Origin of the sequence: Hyphomicrobium sp. ghe19 (assembly GCF_902712875.1) — a bacterium.
Taxonomy (GTDB): domain Bacteria; phylum Pseudomonadota; class Alphaproteobacteria; order Rhizobiales; family Hyphomicrobiaceae; genus Hyphomicrobium_B.
The window spans coordinates 1,197,078-1,218,694 of record NZ_LR743509.1 but is presented as its reverse complement, the minus strand read 5'-3'; the positions used below and the strand labels follow the sequence as shown (position 1 = coordinate 1,218,694).

Below are 21,617 nucleotides of genomic sequence, written 5' to 3'. Positions count from 1 at the left end.
GTTTCAATGGCGAGCGACAGCGATCCGCAATCCGCACAGGAATTGAGCGAGATCAAAGGGGCGCTCGACGTCCTTTTCACCTTGCGCGAAGAATTCGCGACCTGGGTCGAGGAAGCGCAGAACGAAGACCGCAAGGAAGAACTCGACAACGTCTACCAGCACGTGCTGGCGATGGAGGCGGAATATCATCGCCGTCTCGAGGCCATCCTGAATAAAGCCAAGCCGTCAGTTTAACGCTGAACTTTCTGCAACGGATGTCTCGAGTTGGCACTGGATGTTCGCCGCTGAAGGACGCCCAACTGCAAACAAGAGACGCCATCCAGGCCGGCACCAAGAAGGAACCCAAATGCGCCACGCTCGCTTTCCGGCCATGATGGCCATTGCCGCAGCTTTCGCTCTCTCCAGTGCAATCCTTCCCAATCAACACGCAATCGCTGAACCACAAGGATCGACAATGACCACCACCCCCTCCGGCCTGCAATTCGAAGACACAGTCGTCGGCACCGGCGCCTCGCCCCAAACGGGACAGACGTGCGTCATGCACTACACGGGCTGGCTTTATAAGGACGGCGAAAAGGTCAACAAGTTCGACTCGTCTCTCGATCGCGGCAGCCCATTTGAATTCCCGATTGGAACAGGCCGCGTCATCAAGGGTTGGGACGAAGGCGTCGCTTCGATGAAGGTCGGCGGCAAGCGCACGCTCATCATTCCGGCCGCGTTGGGATACGGCGCACGCGGCGCAGGCGGGGTCATTCCGCCCAACGCGACTCTGATCTTCGACGTCGAGTTGCTCGATATCAAATAATGCCTTCGGCGAGAGTAGGCGAAAGATCGTCAACTCTCGCTTTCATCCCGCCGGCGCCCCGCGGCAGATTTATCTGCGTGCTGCGCAAATATTTCGAACGCGAGGCGTTCAAGCGGGCGCGAGCTGCCCATAACCTTGATAGGTCGCGAGCTTCGCGATGATCTCGCTCTGATCCCTGCATCGCGGCCGGTGATAGCGATCGATGTTGCCTAAGTATTTCTCGCGCGTGACCGTGTTGGGATGATCGTTGCCGTGGGTTCGGATTTCCTCCGGGCTCATCTTTGTTTGGATCTGCAGTTTCCGCGCGATGCCGTCCTCGTTGAGAACGGAATATCCGTAGTAGAAAATCGCCAAGTCGCTAAGCGTCGGGCTTTGATAAAAATGCCTCCCGCCCCGTTCCGGGTACCGCGCCGAGAAGTTATGAAGACTGCGGCTCGCTCTCAAGCCGAGATTTAGCTTTCTGAAAGATTTGGGATCATCCTCGTAATAGCCGAAGGTCGCCTGCTCGTGCAGCGGACGGCCGTATACGGGCGCCGGGCCGTTCATCGGATCGACAAAGACGTAATTGCCGATGAAATGCCGTGTCGGCGCGATGACTTTGTCCAGCTGCTGGAAATTGCCGTAGAGAAATTCCGTGACATTGAGCGCCATGCGCCACGACCGGCACGTCCGTTCGTAATCCTCGACTTCACGATCGATGCAGGCACTGTCGAAATAGGCATTCCGCGTGGTGTGAATTTCCCACTTGGGACAGAACGTCTTGATCAGTTCACGGCTTGCATCTGTCGAATTGTAGTCGATCATGATGCCGTGGTCGAAGACGCGCCGGTGGTGATCGAGCCACCACGGCAGCATGTATTCCTCATTGAAGAAATGGCAGATGACCGTCCGCATTTTGCACCGAGCAATGAAGTATTTTCGCGAGCGCCCTTGCTCCGTTCACTCCAATGAAGATTTGACGCCGGATGTTAGGTTGATTCGGGTACGCCCTGAAGTGGGAGCAGAAGCATAGGCCCAAGTATCGGTTCAGCGATCGCCCGCTGGTCGAAACCGGGATGAAATCTACGCCGCTCGCCGCCGCGCTTTCCCGCGGTACCGGTAAATCAAACCCGGCAGGACGATGAATTCACCGGCTTTCAAAGCGTCCTGATCGAACTGACCATCGCAACGGCGCGGCGCAACGCCGGAATAGACGAAGAGACGGCCGAATTCGTCACGAACGAACTCCGAGAAATCGCGTCCATCGAGCCTGCCGATGATCGGGCCCTGAAACTCTGTATTGGGAAGGATGCAATATTCGAGAAGCAGCTGCGCGCGACGCTGGCTGACGAGCATGCGGGATGTCCTTTGCGAAAGTTATTTCTTGCCGCCAAGCTCCGCTGGCGGCGCGCCCTTGAACGGCTGGGATTTCGAATGGCGGGAAAGTTCGTCGAAACAGGCAAGCCGCGCGCTCTCCGGCTGGACCGACGAGCAATCGCTCATGTCGTTGGGCCCGACCCTCGAAGCACTGTTCATGACCAACACGATGCCGAGCGCTGCGAAGGCCCCGATGAGAAGCGCGAAAATGAGCGCCGCCTGCCGGTCGTGGCGCTCCTTCTCCTTCATGCGTTGCTCCGCTTCGCTGGTGAAGCGACTTTGAAAATCGGCGTGTTTACGAAAATCGAAGGACATTACCATTCAACGCTCCTGCAGCGGATCGGATGCAAGATCAACGTAGGATGTCGCGCATAAAGATTCGACGGGTGCGCGAGAACGAAAATATAAGCATCCCATAAGCGCAACTTGAGCATCGTCCGGAACCGGCACAGGCGCCTCACCGAACGCCCAGGAATGCGGGACAATGCGATGCACACATCACATTAAACGCCATCGCGAATTTTCAGTTCTCGACAGAACGATTGGTCACGAACGCCAAGCGAAGCTTCGCTTGGAATAGAGCCTGATATCGAAGCTCGCTCGCACAAACAGAAAAGGAAGCGACGCTCCGCGCTCGCCTCCCTCCTGACTTCAACAATGGTTACGAAAAAAACGCCGGGTACCCTGTCAGTACATGTCAGTACCGGCGTTTCGCCATCGCGCGCTATTTCCGCGCGCCTGGGTTCTGATCCATCTCCTCGCGCGAAAGAGAACTGTCGGCCGGCTTCGCGTTCGGCATGTCGGTCCTGCCAGTATTATCGCTGTTGACGCCCGGCTGATGCTGCATTTGACCTTCCGAAAGACTGCCCGAGTTGGGCTTGGCTGTCGGCATGGCCGTCGAACCACCGCCCGAAATGCCCGGATTATCCTTCATTTCCTTCGTCGATAGGTCGTCTGCGGCGAACACAACCGAGGCCGATAGCACAAGCATCGTCGCAGCCAGAAATGGCTTCATCATCGGGAAATCTCCTGTTTTGAAAGCTTAAACCGCGCTCCAATGCGAGAAATTGAAGCGCCGAGCGCATAGTGCGACCGGTCGACGCTTTAACGGGCGCCGGTGTTTTTCGGTCTCTCACAATCCGTTACGTTAGCGGCTGGAAGATCGTTTCATGCCCATTCGGGAAATTCCGTACAACGATACCGAAATATTGGCGTCCGATCCGAAACGGGTTGTCTCCTCCGGAACAGCGTTCCTGGAAGGTTTAAGGCACAAAGGCCCGAGAGATGAAACGAACCAGATCATTCACCAAAGGGATCATGTCATGCGCGCAGGGAAATACATCGCATCGGCGTTCGTCGCCTTTTTAGCGCCTGTCGTCTCCGGAAGCGCATCGGCAGCTTCCGACCCAACCGGCATCTGGTTGAATGATACCGGCCGCGGTGCGGTCGAGATCAAGCATTGCGGCGACTTGCTTTGCGGCAATGTCGTTTGGGTCCAATCGGCAACGGACGCGGATGGATGCGGCAAGCAAATCATCGGCGATGTCGCCCCCGTCGGCGGCGGCCGCTGGGACAACGGATGGATCTATTCGCCGGAACGCGGCCGCAAGTACAATGTCGAGCTGACCCCGCTCGAAAACGGTGACCTCAAGGTCCTCGGTTACGCGGGCATGAAATTCCTGTCGAAGACGATGATCTGGAAACGCGCGCCGCAAGATTTGCAGCTCTGCGGTGAGCCCGGTAATCAGCCCGGCAATCAGAGCGATGCAAAGGCCAATACCCCCGCAGCCAAGAAACCCGATGTCGCGACCGCTGCATTAGCTCAGCCCGCGGCCCCTGTTGCACCGAAGGCTGCGCCGACCGAAGGACCGTCCACTGCAGTAAAGGAAGCGAGCGCCGAGCCGACTTCGCCTGCACCTGCTGCGGATACGCACAAATCCGATGAAATGAAAGCGCCCGCGCCGTCGTCATCTGACGCGACGGCCGATACGGCAAATAATGACACCGCCGGCAACGAGGGCAAAGCTGACGACATCGGCGGCGCGCTTGGCAAAATGAAGATTGGAGACTTGCAGCTGGACAAGGTCCTTACGCGCACCAAATCCGGAAAATGCAAGCTCGATCTTCCCTGGGTGAAGGTCACCATCGATTGCGAGCAGTAGGCTCGCAGAAGCCGAGGCGTTCCCCCCTCCTCGGCCAAAGAGAGACACCCGCTGCGTCTGACTGCAGCGGGTGTCTCTGCATTCCTGAGATATCCGCGCACAAAAAAAACGCGACGGCAGATTTCCTGCCGCCGCGCTCGAATTCAAATACGCAGTATCGACTTAGATCAGGTCGATCTCAGCCGGAAGGTACGACGTAACTTCCAGGCCGACTTCCTGCTCGCGAACTGCGGGCTTGGTCCAGGTCTTCATGGTGTCCTCCATTAGACTTCGGGAACTTGACGTCCCCAATAACAAGAAGATAGCTACGCTCCTTGATAACGTCCAATCGCAATCGCGTGACAATTCGATAAGATTGGCTGATCACATGCCTTGCCCTAACTGATCGAACGGGGCAAAGATTGCTGAGCGAAACCACCCCCCGCTACGAACCGGAGTTTACGTAAATGCCAATGCCAGCGGCCGACATCGAACGGATGATAAAAACCCGTTTTCCCGACGCCCAGATCGCGCTCAAGGATTTGGCAGGCGATAACGACCACTGGGCAGCGCACGTCGTCTCAGCCGCCTTCAAAGGCAAAAGCCGCGTTCAGCAGCACCAGATGGTCTATGACGCCCTGGGCGGCAATATGGGCGGCGTTCTGCACGCCCTGCAGCTTACCACCGCGCTGCCGCCCGATTGACTAAACAGCCTGTCTCGCCCACATCTCGAAACGAAGCGGGTGCGCCGTTTGGGCTGCCCCGGCACCAATAAGGAGCCTCAGGATGGCCTCTGATCCCGTCAAGGATACCATCGCAAAAACGATCGCCGATAACGACGTCGTATTGTTCATGAAGGGTACAAAGCAGTTTCCGCAGTGCGGTTTCTCGGCGACCGCCGTAAAGATCCTCGAGCATCTGGGCGTGCCGTTCAAGGACGTGAACGTTCTCGACGATTCGGGCATTCGCGACGGCATCAAGACGTTCTCGAACTGGCCGACAATTCCGCAACTCTACGTCAAGGGCGAGTTCGTCGGCGGCTGCGATATCATGCGCGAAATGTACTCCGCGGGTGAGCTCCACGACCTCATCTGCGAGAAGGGCATTCCCCACTCGCACCAGCACGCCTAGGCTTTCTGGCGACGCCGGATCACGTTGCGATCCCGGCCTTACGATCAAAGCGCTCGCTGCTTCATCCAAGCACGAGCGCTTTTAGTTTTTCAGCGTCGATCGCCTCGACGATCCGGCCGTGCTTGCCGGTCGTCGTCTCCGCGCCGAGCATCGCATTCAGCACAGCCTCTTCGACGCTCTCCACGACGGCGAGATAAAGGCCATCCAGATCGTCGTTGCTGACGGCCGTGAACGACAGCGCCGGCGGCTCCGGCAGCGGGCCCGGATCGTTGGCCGTCGAGAACGCCAGGAAAATATCGCCCGAGCTGTTGCCGGACGGCGTTCCGCCTCGGCCGATGCCGATCGCTGCACGCCGCGCCAGCCGTTCGAGTTGACCGGGCAACAGGGGTGCGTCGGTCGCGATGATGACGATGATCGAACCCCGTTCCACGTTATGGCAGCGACGCCCCGGCAAGGCGTCGCCTACCGGCTTGCCGCAGACCGTCAGCCACGGCCGGATGCCGTGATTGGCCTGCACGAGCACACCGACTGTATGCTCTCCGAGACGCGTCGCCGTGCGCCGCGAGGCCGTTCCCGTTCCGCCCTTGAATTCATACGCAATCATTCCAGCCCCGCCGCCGACGCAACCTTCGGCGACCGGCCCGGAAAGCGCCCCATCGATCGCGGCCAGCACGTGCTCTTCGCTGACGTGAAAGCCTGCGATGTCGCTCAGATACCCGTCATAGGTCTCGGCAGCGACCGGAAGCGCCCAAAGAGCCTCTCCGAGCGCAGGAAAGCGCTTTGCCATCCATTTCAGCGTGGCGTGATGCGCAAGACCGACCGAAAACGTATTCGTGATCGTGATCGGCCCGGTGAACCACCCCGCATCGCGCACCCAGTGGGCGCCCGTCATCTCGCCGTTGCCGTTCATCGAGAAGACGCCCGCCCAGACGGGGTGCAAGAGATCTCCCGGCGCGCGCGGCAGGATCGCGGTGATGCCCGTATGGACGGTACCCCCATTGTTACGAAGCGTCGTGAAGCCGACGGTCACCCCGCCGACGTCCGTAACGGCATTCAGCGGCCCCGTAACACCCGGCATCGGCAATTCGAGGCCGCGCGCTCGTGGACGCCCGTCGGGCGTATGCGTCGCCGGATCGAAATTCCCCGGCGAACGATCTCTCTCAGCCATGCACTGTCCTCCCCGTTACGCGAGAACTGTTGTAGCGCTTCAGCCCGCGTCCGGCTTGACCCGTCGCTGTCTCAATTTTGCCGAACGGAAGTGCTGCCTCGCGAGAATGGCGGAACGGCTCTCCGTAGCCGCAACAGGAGCCGGATTGTGCGAGGCAAGTGGTTGGGCGGCACGCGCTTCATTCTCTCGCTGACGATCTTGACCGCCAGCGTCTGTCTCGCGCTCGGCATTACGATGCCGATCCTGAAGCTCACGACCTTCTCGTTCTGGACGACGGAGCATTCGCTGCTCTCGACTGTCGGCGTCCTGCTGCACGACGGCCAGACGTTCCTCGGACTGATCGTCCTGATCTTCTCGATTCTATTGCCGGTAACGAAACTTCTCTACCTGCTGCTCGTCTCGACCTTGCCCCCGGCTGAGATCGTTCGCCATCAAGGCCGGCTGCGCGCGCTCGAATGGCTCGGCAAATGGTCGATGCACGACGTGCTGGTGCTCGCCCTCACGATTTTCTTCATCAAGAGCCAGGGCGTCTACGATGCCTCGAGCCTCAACGGCGTCTACTTCTTCACGGCGGCCGTCATGCTGATGATCCTCTCTTACGCGTGGATACGAACCGATGGGATGGCCGCGGCACCCGAACTCGTCCCCGTATTGCCTCAGCCCGACATCGGCCAAGTGACGAGGACATCCGGCTGGCGCAACTTCGCGCTGAGCTTCCTGATCATTCTCGCGACCGTATTCTTCGCGCTCGGTCTCATATTGCCGACGATCCGCTTCACGACCGTCTACGTCTGGACGAACGAGCATTCGATCCTGACGATCATGTACGCGCTCTTCGAGAACAACGAATATTTCCTCTGCGCCATCGTGTTCGCTGTATCCGTGTTCTTCCCGTTCCTGAAGCTCTTCTATCTGCTGACGCTGATTACCGCGCACGACATGCCGGATGATTTCCGCCGAAAGTCGTTCGCAACGATGGAATGGATCGGCCGCTATTCGATGACCGACGTCATGGTGCTGGCGCTGATGATCTTCTACGTCAACTCGTCGGGCTATACGGAAGCCCGCGTGCTGCCGGGCGTCTATTTCTTCGCGGCCTCGGCATTGATGACGATCCTGGCGTACGGATGGGCCAACGCCGAGCCGCCCTCCGGCCGCCGTCGCCGCAAACGCAGGCCCGATGGCGGCCCGGCCATCGCGCCAAATCCCGGCGTCGCGATCGCCCGCCGCCGAGGATGGAAAACCATCTGAGCAGATCGTTCGCTATCTTGGATCGAACGAGCGAGGCCTGGATATGTCTCGCCCAATCCCGCTATATCGTTGCCGCCCGCGCGACGGGCAGATCGATTGATGAGCGAAACAAGCAATGCTGAAAGTCTGGGGACGCCGAAACTCGTTGAACGTCCAAAAAGTCATGTGGCTCGTCGGAGAATTGAACCTCTCGCACGAGCACATCGCGGCGGGCGGTGACTTCGGGAAACTCGACACACCTGCATACCTCGCCATGAACCCTCACGGTCGCATTCCCACAATCGACGACGAGGGACATGCCGTTTGGGAATCTCACGCCATTCTTCGCTACCTGGCGGCGCGCTACGGCAAAGACCGCTTCTGGTCTGACGATGCCTTTGAACGCTCCAATTACGAACGCTGGATGGATTGGTCGGCAACGACATTGCAGCCGGCTTTCCTCAATGACGTGTTTTGGGCCTTCTACCGCACGCCCGACGCGGAAAGAGACTGGTCGATAATCAATCGCGGTGTCGAGCAAAGCGCGAAGCATTTTGGGCTTCTCGATCGCTGGCTGCAGGGAAAAGAGCACATGCTCGGCGAGAGCCTGAGCCTTGCCGACATTACGACAGGCGCTCTTCTCTTCCGCTACTACGGCATCGAAATCGAGCGCCCGAGCCTTCCGAACGTCGAAGCGTGGTATGAACGGCTGAAAGCCCGCCCTGCCTACCGCGAGCACGTCATGGTGGCGTTCAACGATCTTTACGGCAAACGCTGAACGTCGAGCACCAACGGTTATCCTCGGCCGTCAAACGTCATCCCCGCGCAGGCGGGGATCTGTCCAAGCATCCATTCATCGCAAGTATCCGGCCTGGATGGATCCCGGCCTTCGCCGGGATGATGGAGAGAGAGAGATCGCGCCACTCGCGGAAGTGCGTAAACAAAAAAGGCCGCCAGCGAGGGCGGCCTTTTGATTTTCAACGCGCATCGGCGCTCGCGTCAGATCGTATGGATGTCGCGATCCTTCGTTTCCGGAATGAACAGGAAGCCGATCACGGCCGTCGCCGCCGCAACCACGATCGGGTACCAGAGGCCGTAGTAGATGTCCCCTGTCGCGGCGACCATCGCGAAGGCGGTGGCGGGCAACAGGCCGCCGAACCACCCATTGCCGATGTGATAAGGCAATGACATCGAGGTGTAGCGAATCTTGGTCGGAAAGAGTTCGACCAGCGCTGCCGCGATCGGCCCGTAGACCATGGTGACATAGAGCACCAGGATGAACAGGATACCGATCACGGTGCCGGCCTGAGGGTTGAAGATGTCGACAGGACTGGACAACTTCACGATGCTTGCATCCCCCGCCGTCGGATAGCCCGCTTCGGTGATCGCCTGACTTCCGACCGTGATCTTGTCCTTCGGATCGCCGACGGCTTTCTCAAGGTCGGCGGCAGCAATTTCTTTGCCCGCAATCGCAACCTTGGCCGGCTGACCAGCCGGTCCAGCCTCGGTCGTGTACTTGACCGACGCCTTTGCGAGCCAGTCGCGAGCCTTATCGCAAGCGGTCGTATATTTGCGCGTGCCGACGGGGTTGAACAGCGAGCCGCACTCGGCTGGGTCAGCTACGACCTTCACCTGCCCCGTCTCGATCGCATGAGCGAGCGCCGGATTGGCCGTCTCGGCAAGGAGCTTGAAGAGAGGGAAATATGTGAGAGCGGCGATCAGGCAGCCGGCGAGGATGACTGGCTTGCGGCCGATCTTGTCCGACAGCCACCCGAAGAACACGAAGAAAAGCGTGCCGAGCAAGAGCGACCACGCGATCAGGAGGTTCGCGGTGTAGCCGTCGACCTTGAGGATGCTCTGCAGGAAGAACAGCGCGTAGAATTGGCCTGTGTACCAAACGACGCCCTGGCCGGCGACTAGGCCGAGCAGCGCTAAGAGAACGTACTTGTTGTTGGGATAGTGCAAGAAGCTTTCGGTCAGCGGTGCCTTCGAGCCCTTGCCCTCCTCCTTCATCTTCTTGAAGGCCGGCGATTCCGACAGCGACAGACGGATCCAGACCGAGACCCCGAGCAAAAGGATCGAGACGAGGAACGGAATGCGCCAGCCCCATTCCTTGAATGCATCCTCGCCGACGATGGTACGGACCGCAAGGATGACGATGAGCGACAGGAATAGGCCGAGCGTCGCCGTCGTCTGTATCCAGCTCGTATACAAGCCGCGCCGTCCGGTCGGAGCGTGCTCGGCAACGTATGTCGCCGCGCCGCCGTACTCGCCGCCGAGCGCCAAGCCCTGCAGCAGACGAAGCGCGATCAGAATGATCGGCGCCGCGATGCCGATCGACGCTGCACTCGGCAACAAGCCGACGACGAAGGTCGACAGGCCCATGATCAGGATCGTTACGAGGAAGGTGTTTTTCCGCCCGACGAGATCGCCAATCCGTCCGAAGATGATGGCGCCGAACGGCCGGACGATGAAGCCGGCAGCGAACGCGAGCAGAGCGAAGATGTTGCGCGTCGATTCATTGTAGATGAAGTTGCCCGCCGGATCCTTCAGCGAGAAGAACTGCGCGGCGATTATGGTCGCAAGCGAGCCGTAAAGGTAGAAGTCGTACCACTCGAAAACCGTGCCGAGCGAAGACGCGAAAATGACCTTTCGTTCCGGCCCGGTAATGCCTGTCGTCTGTCGATCGGCGAGAGTCCCCGTTTCGACGCTTGCCATGTGCACTTCCCCCCAAGAGAGCATCGTTTTTATGAACGCACTCTACGCACATAGCGGGTCGAGAGCGAATGACTGTTCCTCATAAGGAAATGACGAACAGAGCTATGTCGATGAGGGTTTGGATTGCGCGACACAGCAAAAAAGGCCGCCTCAACGGCAGCCTTTTCAAATTCACAAAACACTTCGGCCGACGGCCGTGAGCCCGACCGGGCGACGGCGCGAGCGCCGCCCCCGCGGAGCTGGCCCGCGCCTTCGCGCGGAACAGCCAGCGTGAGCGATTAGCGCGAATAGAATTCGACGACGAGGTTCGGTTCCATCTGGACCGGATACGGCACGTCGCTCAGTGCCGGAACGCGCGTCAGCGATGCCGTCATCTTGCTGTGGTCGACGTTGATGTAATCCGGCAGATCGCGCTCGGCGCTCTTGATCGCTTCGAGAACGAGAGCAAGCTGCTTCGCCTTCTCGCGAACTTCGACGACATCGCCGATCTTGAGCCGGTAGCTCGGAACGGTGACGCGCTTGCCGTTGACGGTCACGTGGCCGTGGCTGACGAACTGGCGAGCGGCGAACACCGTCGGCACGAACTTGGCGCGGTAGACGAGCGCGTCGAGGCGGCGCTCGAGAAGGCCGATCAGGTGCTCCGACGTCGAACCCTTGAGGCGCGAAGCTTCATCGTAAGCCGCACGGAACTGACGCTCCGAAATCGATGCGTAATAACCTTTGAGCTTCTGCTTGGCCTTGAGCTGCTGACCGAAATCGGAAAGCTTGCCCGAGCGGCGCTCGCCATGCTGGCCGGGACGGCTCTCGCGGCGGTTGAGCGGGCTCTTCGGACGGCCCCAGATGTTCTCGCCGAGGCGGCGGTCGATCTTATGCTTGGCGCGAACGCGCTTAGTCATCTTCTAGCACTCCATGAGTTATGGCACGGTTCTGTTGAACCGTGACTTTGGAGCGCCCCCTCCTCATCCCTCAACTTGAGGGCCGACAGGCATGGACCTTCGACAGTCCCGCCACGGGTGCGCACAAATCAAACGCGGGCCCCGAAGGACCCGCGAAGAAGACAGGGTTTACCGGCGTCCGGCCGCCTCGTCAACGGCCTATCTGCCGCTTATTTCTTATCGATCGTCGTTTCCGTGACCGAAGTCGACCCGGTTGCGACAGGAGCGCCCGGAGCCGGGGCCGCAGGCGGCGCGGCGGCCGCGAAATTCGGCGGCGGGCTGGCGGCGACGTAAGCCGCAATCATTTCCTTAACCTTCTTGCGCTGCTCGTCCGAGCACGTCTGAGCGGGCGATTTCTTCTCGTCGACGACGACTTCCTTGTCGCCCTCCTTCTCGACGAGCTTGATCCGCCCGGTCAAAAGCATGACCGTCGTCAGGTGCAACTGGCTGATATAGACCAGATTTTGCTGGGTCCACTTCTTCTTGGCCTCTTCCCGGCGCATCATGGCCCGGTGATTGAGCACCTGATCGTCACGCAGATCGCAGATCTGGGCGTGAGCCGAAAGCCGGCCGGCCTTGATCACGTCGCGGGCGACGTCGAGCGGAACCTCGACTTCAGCCTTCTTCGTTTTGTCGATCACGATGACCGACCCATCAGGCTTGGAGAATTGCTGCGGCGTAAGCGACCACGCATACTCCATAAATGATCTCACAGCATGCTCGCTGAGCTCCTGCGCGCCAGCGGGCACCACCGTACCCATAAGCGACAACGCCATCGCACCCGCAAACACTGCCCCCGCCCTCGTGTTCATCCACATCTCCAGTAGCGCCTCTTCGATTTTCTTTTTTAGTGAATGCGAAATCCAGGCGCGGCCCTTGCAGTGGCCACGTTGCATATTGCCAGTAGACTATCGACTTGGCATCGCTCGGCCCAAAACTTGGCTATATGAAGGCACCTACTCCCCCTGTTTTCGGGCCCTTCCTTTGCCCTGTGAAAGCGTGGCAACTATGCCACGAAGGGTGCGGACTTCCTGCTCTGTCGCATTGAGCCTCGTCAAGAGTGTACGCAGATTTTGTGACACTGCAGATCTGCGATGGGCGGGATTGAAGAACCCGTTGGCCTCGAGCTCGCGCTCCAAATGTTCAAATAAACCAAACAGTTCTTCCTTCGTGGCCGGCCGGTCCCGTCCCATGTAGAGCCCCTCGCTGAGAGGCTTCTCGTAGGTTGTAACCCGGCCAAGACTTCGCCCGGCGTCGCTGCGCATCCATTCGTATCCCGTCAGCAGCACCGCCTGCGCCAGGTTGAGAGAAGCGAAACGAGAATTTACTGGAATCATGATGAATGCGTCGGCCACCGCGACCTCGTTCGTCTCGAGACCGTTACGCTCGCGCCCGAACAGCACCCCACACCGCTCGCCGCGGCCGATCCGCTTCCGCATTTCGACGATAGCCTGCTCCGGCGTCAGAACGGGTTTGCGAAGATCCCGCTGGCGCGCCGTCGTGGCCCCGACCCAGTTCAGATCGGCGATACTCTCTTCCAGCGTTCCGTACGCCCGCGCATCGTCGATGATGTAGTTCGCGCCCGACGCCGCGATCCGCGCTTTTTCATTCGGCCAGCCGTCACGCGGGCTGACGAGGCGCAGATCGTCGAGCCCGAAGTTCGCGCAGGCGCGGGCCACCATCCCGATGTTATCAGCGAGTTGTGGCTCCATCAGAATGACGGACGGCGTCTCGCCTTCACCCGCAACGGGCTCGCCCCGCATATGCGCGCGCCGCAACCCATGCCGCAGCTTGCGAATGACGCGGCGCGCCCAAAACCAGTAATTTTCGCCCGACCACTGCTTGGAAAGCGTTTCGAGGCACGGCGTCGTAACCGTCTCCGTCCCCTCACCCTTGAGGCGAACGCGGCCATCGCCGACGATCACCTCCTTCTTGCTGAGGATGAACTGATCGAGCGTCTCGATCCCCAGCGCCTCAGTGCGCCGTTTGCAGCCCGGGCACGACACGTTGTCGGCAACGCATCGAAGCCCGGCGCAATACTGCAGCACAGGCTCGAGCGTTTCGCGGTCGAGACCTGGGATAGCGAGCGCTGCGAGCCCCTGGTCGATCGACGCGGAATGGCAGGCGTGCACGACCTCGGCGACCGGAGTGTCCCCAGGACCGATCACAGGTACGCCGCCCCCGATGCGGATCTCGGGCGCAGCCTCGTTTTTCATTGTTTCGGTTTCGACGTTCAATGACGCCTCCGCGCGCCTCAAGTGCTTGCCGTTGTTGGCGTACAATTAGGCGGGATCGCGCCCAACATCCACGCTTCTTTTCGCTTCGAACTTGAACCAATCCGAGATCTGCCGCACGACTGCGGCGAAGGTTCACTTCGTGAGCCGCGACCGTGTCGTTATGGTCTTAATTTCCAGCTTCCATTCTTCTTCGCGAGACATCCCATGCAAAAAATCAAGGTTGAAGGCACCGTCGTCGAACTCGACGGCGACGAGATGACCCGCATTATCTGGAAGCTGATCAAGGACAAACTGATACACCCCTACCTCGACGTTAATCTCGAATACTACGATCTGAGCGTCGAAAACCGCGACAAGACCAGCGACCAGGTGACGATCGACGCCGGCAACGCCATCAAGAAGCATGGCGTCGGCATCAAATGCGCGACGATCACGCCCGACGAAGCGCGCGTCAAAGAATTCGGCCTGAAGGAAATGTGGAAGAGCCCTAACGGCACGATCCGCAACATCCTGGGCGGCGTCATCTTCCGCGAGCCGATCATCTGCAAGAACGTGCCGCGCCTCGTCCCCGGCTGGACCCAGCCGATCATCGTCGGCCGCCACGCGTTCGGCGACCAGTATAAGGCGACCGATTTCAAGTTCCCCGGCAAGGGCGTGCTGACGATCAAGTTCGTCGGCGAGGACGGAACGGTGATCGAGAAGGAAGTCTTCAAGGCGCCGGACGCAGGCGTCGCGCTCGCGATGTACAATCTCGATGAATCGATCCGCGACTTCGCGCGCGCCTCGCTCAATTACGGCCTCTCGCGCAACTATCCCGTTTACCTGTCGACGAAGAACACGATCCTCAAAGCCTACGACGGCCGCTTCAAGGACATCTTCCAAGAAGTCTACGAGGCGGAGTTCAAAGCCGAATTCACGAAGCGCAAGCTCACCTACGAGCATCGCCTCATCGACGACATGGTGGCGAGCGCGCTCAAGTGGTCGGGCGGTTACGTCTGGGCGTGCAAGAACTACGACGGCGACGTTCAGTCCGATACGGTTGCCCAGGGCTTCGGTTCGCTCGGCCTCATGACGAGCGTGCTGATGACGCCGGACGGCAAGACCGTCGAAGCGGAGGCAGCCCACGGCACCGTCACGCGGCATTACCGCGAGCATGAGAAGGGCAAGGAAACGTCGACCAATTCGATCGCGTCGATCTTCGCCTGGACGCGCGGCCTCGGACACCGCGCCAAGCTCGACGGCAACGAAAAGCTACTGAACTTCTGCAAGACGCTCGAACGCGTCTGCATTCAGACTGTCGAGTCGGGCTACATGACGAAGGACTTGGCGCTCCTCGTCGGCCCCGATCAAAAATGGCTGTCGACGACCGGCTTCCTACAAAAGGTCGACGCCAACCTCAAAGCGGCGATGGCGAAGACAGCATAGGCAGACGCCTTGCCGGCAATTTGAGCGCGAACTGTCCGCGCCATCAGCGACGATCGCATCGTCGTTCTCTATGACCGGCATGCGCCATGTCGGCCACATATGGCTCGCGGGGCACTAATAGCCGCCGCGCGAGTTATTCCTTCCATTCCACCGGCGGCAATTCGTGGAGATCCACGCCGAAGCGGGATCGGAGCCGTTCTCATCAGGCGAGAGCACGGAACCGGCCAATAGAATGCATTGTTTGAATTCACGTGAAGACAAGGAGAAATCGATGACAAGCGAAGTAGCGAATAAAGCTGCCAAGTGGGACGACACATTCAACAAAGGAGACACGGCGACCCTCGGCGGTTTTTACGCTCCCGATGCTTTGGTCATTCCCGCTGGCGGCGCGCCGGTCAAAGGCCCTGAAGCGATCGGCAACTTCTTCAAGGATCTTCGAGCCAACGGCTTCTCCGATCACAAGATCGCCGTCGATAACGTCATCGAAAACGGCGACACGCTGATTGCCAGCGGCAAGTGGCAGCTGAACGGACCGGGCGAGAACGGAGCGTCAAAGCAGTACGGCGGCAACTGGGTGAATGTCGTCAAACGCAATGGCAGTGATTTCCAGATCCTCCTCCACACCTGGAATTGAGGAAGCCTCTGCGCCGCCCGCGCAAATTCAAGTTGTCATCCTCGGGCTCGTCCCGAGGATCCATCAAGCACCAGGCGCGAGTTGAAAAAGAAAGGCTCAACTCCGTCATCAGGGCCGAAGACCGGAATCCACGGCAACGATCCGCATACGTTCGCTCGCGGTTCGCTCCGAACGGTCAGAGCGGCATTACCTACATAGGAATCGGCCGAGGATCGCCGAAAAGCGCATCGGTGTAGGCATGCACTTCCTTCAGCGTCGCAAATTTCGCTGGTGTTACGTCGATGGCGGAGCCGTCCTCGAAGGCCAACTTCGCGGAGGCGTTATATCTGACTTGCACCGTAATCGCGTCATCTGAGCCCTTGAACGAAACGGTGACCTTATCCGTGTCGCGGGTTACCGTGACATCGTCGGCGCTGTAGCCTTTGATATTGATCGTGGCGCTATCCTTGGCATTGGCGTAACCTCGGCCAACACCGATAGTGTCTTGCCCATCGCCTTTATTGAAGATGACGGTATTGCCGTCACCTATCAGCCGGATCGTGTCGTTGCCGGTCCCGCCGATCACCGTGGAGTTGCCGTTGACCTGGATGTAATCGTCCCCGTCCCCGCCATCGACAGTCGCGTTGTCAAAGGTCGAATTTTGCTCACTACGCCTACTGCTGACGACAAGGGTGTCGTTTCCGGCGCCACCCTTGATCGTCGAGTTGCCGAGTGTGACAACGAAATCGTCGCCATCGCCGGCGTCGACTGTCGAATAGTCGTAGGTACGGATTTCGTCATTGCCGGCACCGCCATCAACCGCAGCGTGATCGTAGACGTGCACCCAGTCATCTCCGTCACCAGCATCGATCGTCGAGTGGTCGTAGGCGCGCAAGATATCATTCCCACCCCCGGAATGGATCGTCGCGTATTTCTGAACCGAGGTATAGTCATTGCCGTCGCCGGAATAGATCGTGACATGGTTCAGGGCCGCGAGAGCCGCATTCACATCCTCTGTGGGAGTCGTGGCATTATCTCCAGCGGTGACCGAGGTCTTCGCTGAGCCATATCTGGAAAGATCGATCGTGCCACCTTGTTCGTTGAGGATGGCGACGACCTTCTCAGCCGCCTGCTTGCTGGCGTTGCTGACAATCTCCAACGGGTGGAAGGCAGTTCCCTGCCCGCTGACAGCCGGGTCCGGTGCGGCTCCCTTGGAGCTATTCATGCGCTGAAGGATGGAAAGAGCCGTGGAAGCGGTGCCTTGGATCGGCGTCATGGTGAAATCTCTTAAATAAATGGAATTTCCGCTCCGGCGCGCGGACTCGGTGCGCCGCTTCATTCCTCTTGCTTCAGCTATTATGCTTAATGACCCATTAACATCTCGCTAACTACAACCGTCCACCGACGATCCGCCCTCGTCGTGGAGCAAAACCTCCCACCGTCGGCCACATATTCAAAGTGTCATCCTCGGGCTTGTCCCGAGGACACATCAAGCAGCAGAAATGAGTTGAACCGTGGGGGGATCCCTCGGCCCAAAGCCGAAGATGATATTGAGTTGGTGGCACCTTGTGCTTCACCCCCGTTGTCATCCCTGCGAAAGCCGGGAGCCACGGCTCGCGGAAAAAATTACTTCTTCTGAGCCGCGATCTGCTGATCGACCTCGGCCTGCATCTTCGCCGTCATCACGTTGAAGTCGTTCTGCAGCTTGGCGCACGCCTCTTGCTTGCCGTCGCAAACGACCTTCATCTGCACTGTGAGGGCATCCCCCTCGTGCACCACCTTGCGGCAGACAGCGGCGGGATAAGCGGGATTGTGCTTGGTCGTGAACGTGTACATCACGGTCGCGTTCTTCGGATCGTCGCTGAAAGCGGTATACAGATCGCTCGTATAAACATTCTGCAAACCAGCCTTCGACGAATAGCGCGTGATCAATTCTTCGGCCTTACCGGAAGCGTCGCCGCAAAACTCTGTCGCAGCCGACATCGTCGGACCCGCTGAGGGCGCCGGTGTCGCCGGCAGCTTGACGATGGGGTCGTCTGCGAGCGCGGGAAGCGCGAACGCCAAAGCCGCGACGGTGATTGGAGCCAGCAGTCTGAAAGAACGCGTGCGAACCATGAGAAAGTGCTCCTCGGCAGGAAGAATGCGGCGCGTATATACCGAATATTCCCGATGGTCATCAGTGAATTACAGGAAAGGTAGATGCGTTTCGCACCGCAGCATCATCGCTCGCAATCCTCTCAAGCCGCGGGCTTCTCCCATTCCATGATGTGAAAATAAGGAACGCGGCGGCATCGCTCGGCGACTTCTGGATCGCCGCCAGTCGGAGAAGGCTCCGCGAAATGGCGCAAGATCAATCCATGATCGAGGAAGAGCGACATGTATGTGCTGAGCGGCCGGTGCCAATTGCGAATTTCGATCCCGCGCCAGGCGACCCACTCCGCCCGCTCTTCGAGATAGTTGTCGATACAGAACCGCCGTCGCCCATCCGCATCCGTCGTCCAGCCGTCGATCGCTGCCGTGCTGAAACTCGTGAGATTGGCGATGAGAAGCGTTCCGCCGGGTCGCAAAGCCTCGATGAACCGCGATGCCGCGCGCGAGATATCGGCGATGTCGATCAGCGTCAGATAACAGACGACGAGATCGAACGAAGCCGGCGGCTCGTTCAACTCTTCGGCACGGCAGATGCGGTAGGCTCCATCCGGATCGAGTTCCAACGCCCGCGCAACGAGGGCTGCAGTCGGATCGATCCCGAGCGGCCGGATACCTTCATTTCGCAGCATTCGGCAGAAGCGGCCTTCGCCACAGCCGACGTCCAGCGCCGTTTTGAAGCCGCGGCCCTTGACGCGGCCGAGCATTGGCGCATCGAGAACGAATTGACGGCCGAAATCCCCGCCATCCCCGAGCGACGCGATCCAGGCCGCGGCGGAAGAGTCCCATCCATCGCCGTTCGTGTTGCTCATAGCTTCCTACGGCGAGGCGTTACGCGGCCGAAGCCTGTCCCGCGAGCCGCGCCTCGATCGCTTTCAGCGCATCTCCCGCCTTAGCGCCATCCGGACCACCGGCCTGCGCCATGTCGGGACGTCCGCCACCGCCCTTGCCGCCAAGCGCTTCCGCGCCCGCTTTGACGAGGTCGACCGCGCTCCACGTCTTGACGAGATCGTCAGTGACGCCGACCGCGAGCCCCGCTTTGCCGTCTTCCGTCACGCCGACGACGGCAACGATGCCGGAGCCGACCTGCTTCTTTCCGTCGTCGATCAGTCCGCGCAGATCTTTGGGGTTGAGGCCCTGAACCGTACGCGCCAGCAGCTTCACGTTGCCGATACTGCGAATAGCTTCGCCGTTGGCTGCCGCGCCAGCGCCAGCGCCGCCGCCTCCGAGCGCGATCTGCCGCTTCGCATCCGCCAGCTGCTTCTCGAGTGCCTTGCGCTCTTCGACCAGATGCTTCAGCCGCTCGACCAGATCTTCGGGCCGCGTCTTCAGAACACTCGCAGCTTCCTTCACGCGCGCATCCTGCTCGTCGAGGTAGGCACGGGCGCCTTCACCCGTCAGCGCCTCGAGCCGCCGCACACCGGCAGCACTTCCGCTCTCGGCGACAACGCGGATGAGACCGATGTCGCCCGTGCGCGATACATGCGTGCCGCCGCACAGCTCGACCGACCATGCCTTGTTGGCGCCGGGGCGCGTCGATCCCATCGACACGACGCGAACTTCCTCGCCGTACTTTTCGCCGAAGAGCGCCATCGCGCCCGTCGCGCGCGCGTCGTCGATGTTCATCAGCCGGGTGACCACCGGCGTGTTCTCGAGCAGCACTGCGTTCGCGATATCCTCGACCGCCTTCACTTCTTCCGCCGACATCGGCTTCGTGTGCGAGAAGTCGAAGCGCAAACGATCGGGCGAAACGAGCGAGCCCTTCTGCGCAACGTGCGTGCCGAGCACCTGCCGCAAAGCTTCATGCAGAAGATGCGTCGCCGAATGGTTGGCCCGCGTCGCCGACCGCCGCGCGTGATCGACCTCCAGCTCCACGGCGTCGCCCGCCTTGAAGCTCCCCTTCTCGACCTTGCCGAAGTGCACGAACAAATCGCCGAGCTTCTTCTGCGTATCCGTCACGCGGAAGATTGCGCCCTTGGGGCCTTTCACGAGCCCCTGGTCGCCGAGCTGGCCGCCGCTTTCGCCGTAGAACGGCGTCTGGTTGAAGATCAGCGCGCCTTCTTCGCCGGCTTTCAATTCCGTCGCCTCGGAACGGCCCGAAACGAGTGCGGTGATGATGCCTTCAGCCGTCTCCGTATCGTAGCCGAGGAATTCCGTGGCGCCGGTCTTGTCCTTGATCTCGAACCACTGGCCTTCGGTCGCAGCCTCGCCCGAACCCTTCCAGGCGGCGCGCGCTGCATCCTTTTGCTTCTTCATCGCTTCGTCGAACGCCGCCGTATCGACAGTGATGCCGCGCGGCTTCAGCGCGTCTTCGGTCAGATCGAGCGGAAAACCGTAGGTATCGTAGAGCTTGAACGCGACATCGCCGGGAAACACCGCACCCTTTTTGAGGTTGCCCGAGCTTTCGCCGAGCAGCTTGAGACCGTTGTCGAGCGTGCGCTTGAACTTCGACTCTTCGAGCTTGAGCGTCTCGCTGATCAGCGGCTGCGCGCGTACCAGTTCGGGGTAAGCATCCCCCATCTCGCGAACGAGCGCGGGGACGAGGTGATACATCAGAGGTTCGACGCAGCCCATCTGATGCGCGTAGCGCATGGCGCGGCGCATGATGCGGCGGAGCACGTATCCGCGGCCCTCGTTTGACGGCAGCACCCCGTCAGCGATCAGGAAGCTCGTCGAGCGAAGATGATCGGCGATGACGCGTTGCGCGACATGGCGGAATTCGGGACCCGCCTCGCCGCCGCTCTCCTTCGCACCGGCCTTGGCAGCTTCCTGGCGAATGGCGTGGATGAGATTCTGAAAGAGATCGATATCGTAGTTGTCGTGCTTGCCTTGCAGCACCGCCGCGACGCGCTCGAGCCCCATGCCCGTGTCGATCGACGGCTTCGGCAGCGCGACGCGGTCTCCCGGAGCGCGTTGCTCAAACTGCATGAACACGAGATTCCAGATCTCGATGAAGCGATCGCCGTCCTGATCGGCTGAGCCCGGAGGCCCCCCCGGAATCTTGTCGCCATGATCGAAGAAAATTTCCGAGCACGGGCCGCACGGCCCCGTGTCGCCCATCTGCCAGAAGTTGTCGCTCGTCGGGATGCGAATGATCCGGCTGTCCGAGAAGCCCGAGATCTTCTTCCAGATCGCGTAGGCTTCGTCGTCGGTATGATAGATCGTGACGAGCAGCCGCTTCTTGTCGAGGCCGAAGTCCTTCGTCAGCAAATTCCAGGCAAGCTCGATCGCGCGCTCTTTGAAGTAGTCGCCGAACGAGAAGTTGCCGAGCATCTCGAAGAACGTGTGATGGCGCGCCGTATAGCCGACGTTGTCGAGGTCGTTGTGCTTGCCGCCCGCGCGCACGCATTTCTGCGATGACGTGGCGCGAGGAATGGCGCGCGTCTCCTGACCGGTGAAGACGTTCTTGAACTGCACCATGCCGGCGTTCGTGAACATGAGCGTCGGATCGTTGCGCGGCACGAGCGGCGACGACGGCACGATCTCGTGCCCGTTCTTTCCAAAGAAATCGAGAAACGAAGCGCGGATTTCGCTGACGCCGGCCATATGGTGCTTTCGAGCCTGATATTGAGAGTGAATTTGCTCCGAGAACGCGCCTCGGAACGGCTTAAGGCCGCCGTTGTAGCGGCGGCCTCTGAACGTGTCCAGAAAAGGCGATAGCGGACTGAATGACGCGAGGCGCGGCATTTTCAGAACGCCCGGCGCCCGTC

The 21,617-nt window shown here is 60.0% G+C and carries 23 protein-coding genes; 9 read left to right on the top strand and 14 right to left on the bottom strand.

Annotated elements, in window-relative coordinates:
• The first annotated feature begins 6 nt into the window (after positions 1–6).
• Both AACL53_RS05765 and AACL53_RS05760 read left to right on the top strand, forming a co-directional pair.
• Complete coding sequence (locus AACL53_RS05765) at positions 7–234, top strand: hypothetical protein (RefSeq protein WP_339083386.1); 228 nt, start codon at positions 7–9, stop codon at positions 232–234.
• Between the two features lie 136 nt (positions 235–370).
• Positions 371–805 carry an FKBP-type peptidyl-prolyl cis-trans isomerase gene (locus AACL53_RS05760; RefSeq protein ID WP_339086893.1) on the top strand — a complete coding sequence of 145 codons (435 nt, stop codon included), beginning with the start codon at positions 371–373 and terminating at the stop codon, positions 803–805.
• 108 nt (positions 806–913) lie between these two features.
• On the opposite strand, the gene AACL53_RS05755 is transcribed toward AACL53_RS05760, so the two are convergent.
• The 4 genes from AACL53_RS05755 to AACL53_RS05740 form a co-directional block, all read right to left on the bottom strand.
• Entirely contained in the window at positions 914–1,699 is a 786-nt protein-coding gene (locus AACL53_RS05755; protein WP_339083384.1) for a glycosyltransferase family 2 protein, read from the bottom strand.
• 168 nt (positions 1,700–1,867) lie between these two features.
• The gene (locus AACL53_RS05750; RefSeq protein WP_339083382.1) at positions 1,868–2,140 is read right to left on the bottom strand and encodes a hypothetical protein; all 273 of its coding nucleotides are present in this window, start codon (positions 2,138–2,140) and stop codon (positions 1,868–1,870) included.
• Positions 2,141–2,161: 21 nt separating this feature from the next.
• Positions 2,162–2,476 carry a hypothetical protein gene (locus AACL53_RS05745; RefSeq protein ID WP_339083380.1) on the bottom strand — a complete coding sequence of 105 codons (315 nt, stop codon included), beginning with the start codon at positions 2,474–2,476 and terminating at the stop codon, positions 2,162–2,164.
• A gap of 409 nt (positions 2,477–2,885) precedes the next feature.
• On the bottom strand, positions 2,886–3,179 hold the full coding sequence (locus tag AACL53_RS05740) for a hypothetical protein (protein ID WP_339083378.1): 294 nt from the start codon (positions 3,177–3,179) through the stop codon (positions 2,886–2,888).
• Between the two features lie 151 nt (positions 3,180–3,330).
• Between AACL53_RS05740 and AACL53_RS05735 the strand changes: the two genes are divergently transcribed.
• On the top strand, positions 3,331–4,323 hold the full coding sequence (locus tag AACL53_RS05735) for a DUF2147 domain-containing protein (RefSeq protein ID WP_339083376.1): 993 nt from the start codon (positions 3,331–3,333) through the stop codon (positions 4,321–4,323).
• A 162-nt stretch (positions 4,324–4,485) separates the two neighbouring features.
• Here the strand turns inward: AACL53_RS05735 and pqqA are convergent, their stop codons facing one another.
• Positions 4,486–4,575 carry a pyrroloquinoline quinone precursor peptide PqqA gene (gene pqqA / locus AACL53_RS05730; RefSeq protein ID WP_015598411.1) on the bottom strand — a complete coding sequence of 30 codons (90 nt, stop codon included), beginning with the start codon at positions 4,573–4,575 and terminating at the stop codon, positions 4,486–4,488.
• 194 nt (positions 4,576–4,769) lie between these two features.
• Between pqqA and AACL53_RS05725 the strand changes: the two genes are divergently transcribed.
• Together AACL53_RS05725 and grxD are read left to right on the top strand one after the other, a co-directional pair.
• Positions 4,770–5,006, top strand: a complete 237-nt coding sequence (locus AACL53_RS05725; RefSeq protein ID WP_339083369.1) for a BolA family transcriptional regulator — start codon at positions 4,770–4,772, stop codon at positions 5,004–5,006.
• Between the two features lie 82 nt (positions 5,007–5,088).
• A complete protein-coding gene (gene grxD, locus AACL53_RS05720) occupies positions 5,089–5,433 on the top strand; it encodes a Grx4 family monothiol glutaredoxin (RefSeq protein ID WP_339083367.1) in 345 nt (114 codons plus the stop codon).
• 61 nt (positions 5,434–5,494) lie between these two features.
• On the opposite strand, the gene AACL53_RS05715 is transcribed toward grxD, so the two are convergent.
• A complete protein-coding gene (locus AACL53_RS05715; protein WP_339083365.1) occupies positions 5,495–6,601 on the bottom strand; it encodes a P1 family peptidase in 1,107 nt (368 codons plus the stop codon).
• Between the two features lie 147 nt (positions 6,602–6,748).
• Here AACL53_RS05715 and AACL53_RS05710 point away from each other — a divergent pair, with 147 nt between their 5' ends.
• Positions 6,749–7,852 carry a paraquat-inducible protein A gene (locus AACL53_RS05710; protein WP_339083363.1) on the top strand — a complete coding sequence of 368 codons (1,104 nt, stop codon included), beginning with the start codon at positions 6,749–6,751 and terminating at the stop codon, positions 7,850–7,852.
• Between the two features lie 115 nt (positions 7,853–7,967).
• A complete protein-coding gene (locus AACL53_RS05705) occupies positions 7,968–8,609 on the top strand; it encodes a glutathione S-transferase family protein (protein ID WP_339083361.1) in 642 nt (213 codons plus the stop codon).
• Positions 8,610–8,830: 221 nt separating this feature from the next.
• Here AACL53_RS05705 and AACL53_RS05700 read toward each other — a convergent pair whose 3' ends face one another.
• The 4 genes from AACL53_RS05700 to AACL53_RS05685 all read right to left on the bottom strand — a co-directional run bounded on the left by AACL53_RS05700 (position 8,831) and on the right by AACL53_RS05685 (position 13,721).
• Positions 8,831–10,549 carry an MFS transporter gene (locus AACL53_RS05700; protein ID WP_339083359.1) on the bottom strand — a complete coding sequence of 573 codons (1,719 nt, stop codon included), beginning with the start codon at positions 10,547–10,549 and terminating at the stop codon, positions 8,831–8,833.
• A 278-nt stretch (positions 10,550–10,827) separates the two neighbouring features.
• Entirely contained in the window at positions 10,828–11,445 is a 618-nt protein-coding gene (gene rpsD / locus AACL53_RS05695; RefSeq protein ID WP_092865383.1) for a 30S ribosomal protein S4, read from the bottom strand.
• Positions 11,446–11,654: 209 nt separating this feature from the next.
• Complete coding sequence (locus AACL53_RS05690) at positions 11,655–12,296, bottom strand: hypothetical protein (protein ID WP_339083357.1); 642 nt, start codon at positions 12,294–12,296, stop codon at positions 11,655–11,657.
• A 144-nt stretch (positions 12,297–12,440) separates the two neighbouring features.
• Positions 12,441–13,721, bottom strand: a complete 1,281-nt coding sequence (locus AACL53_RS05685; protein WP_339083355.1) for an RNA methyltransferase — start codon at positions 13,719–13,721, stop codon at positions 12,441–12,443.
• A gap of 204 nt (positions 13,722–13,925) precedes the next feature.
• Here AACL53_RS05685 and AACL53_RS05680 point away from each other — a divergent pair, with 204 nt between their 5' ends.
• On the top strand, positions 13,926–15,146 hold the full coding sequence (locus AACL53_RS05680; RefSeq protein WP_339083353.1) for an NADP-dependent isocitrate dehydrogenase: 1,221 nt from the start codon (positions 13,926–13,928) through the stop codon (positions 15,144–15,146).
• 271 nt (positions 15,147–15,417) lie between these two features.
• On the top strand, positions 15,418–15,780 hold the full coding sequence (locus AACL53_RS05675) for a nuclear transport factor 2 family protein (RefSeq protein ID WP_339083351.1): 363 nt from the start codon (positions 15,418–15,420) through the stop codon (positions 15,778–15,780).
• 190 nt (positions 15,781–15,970) lie between these two features.
• Here the strand turns inward: AACL53_RS05675 and AACL53_RS05670 are convergent, their stop codons facing one another.
• The 4 genes from AACL53_RS05670 to alaS all read right to left on the bottom strand — a co-directional run bounded on the left by AACL53_RS05670 (position 15,971) and on the right by alaS (position 21,453).
• Positions 15,971–17,035, bottom strand: a complete 1,065-nt coding sequence (locus AACL53_RS05670; protein ID WP_339083349.1) for a calcium-binding protein — start codon at positions 17,033–17,035, stop codon at positions 15,971–15,973.
• A gap of 350 nt (positions 17,036–17,385) precedes the next feature.
• Positions 17,386–17,874 (bottom strand): hypothetical protein, encoded by a 489-nt coding sequence (locus AACL53_RS05665; protein ID WP_339083347.1) that lies wholly within the window; start codon positions 17,872–17,874, stop codon positions 17,386–17,388.
• Between the two features lie 122 nt (positions 17,875–17,996).
• The gene (locus AACL53_RS05660; RefSeq protein ID WP_339083345.1) at positions 17,997–18,719 is read right to left on the bottom strand and encodes a class I SAM-dependent methyltransferase; all 723 of its coding nucleotides are present in this window, start codon (positions 18,717–18,719) and stop codon (positions 17,997–17,999) included.
• Positions 18,720–18,738: 19 nt separating this feature from the next.
• Complete coding sequence (gene alaS, locus AACL53_RS05655) at positions 18,739–21,453, bottom strand: alanine--tRNA ligase (protein ID WP_339083343.1); 2,715 nt, start codon at positions 21,451–21,453, stop codon at positions 18,739–18,741.
• Positions 21,454–21,617: the final 164 nt, after the last annotated feature.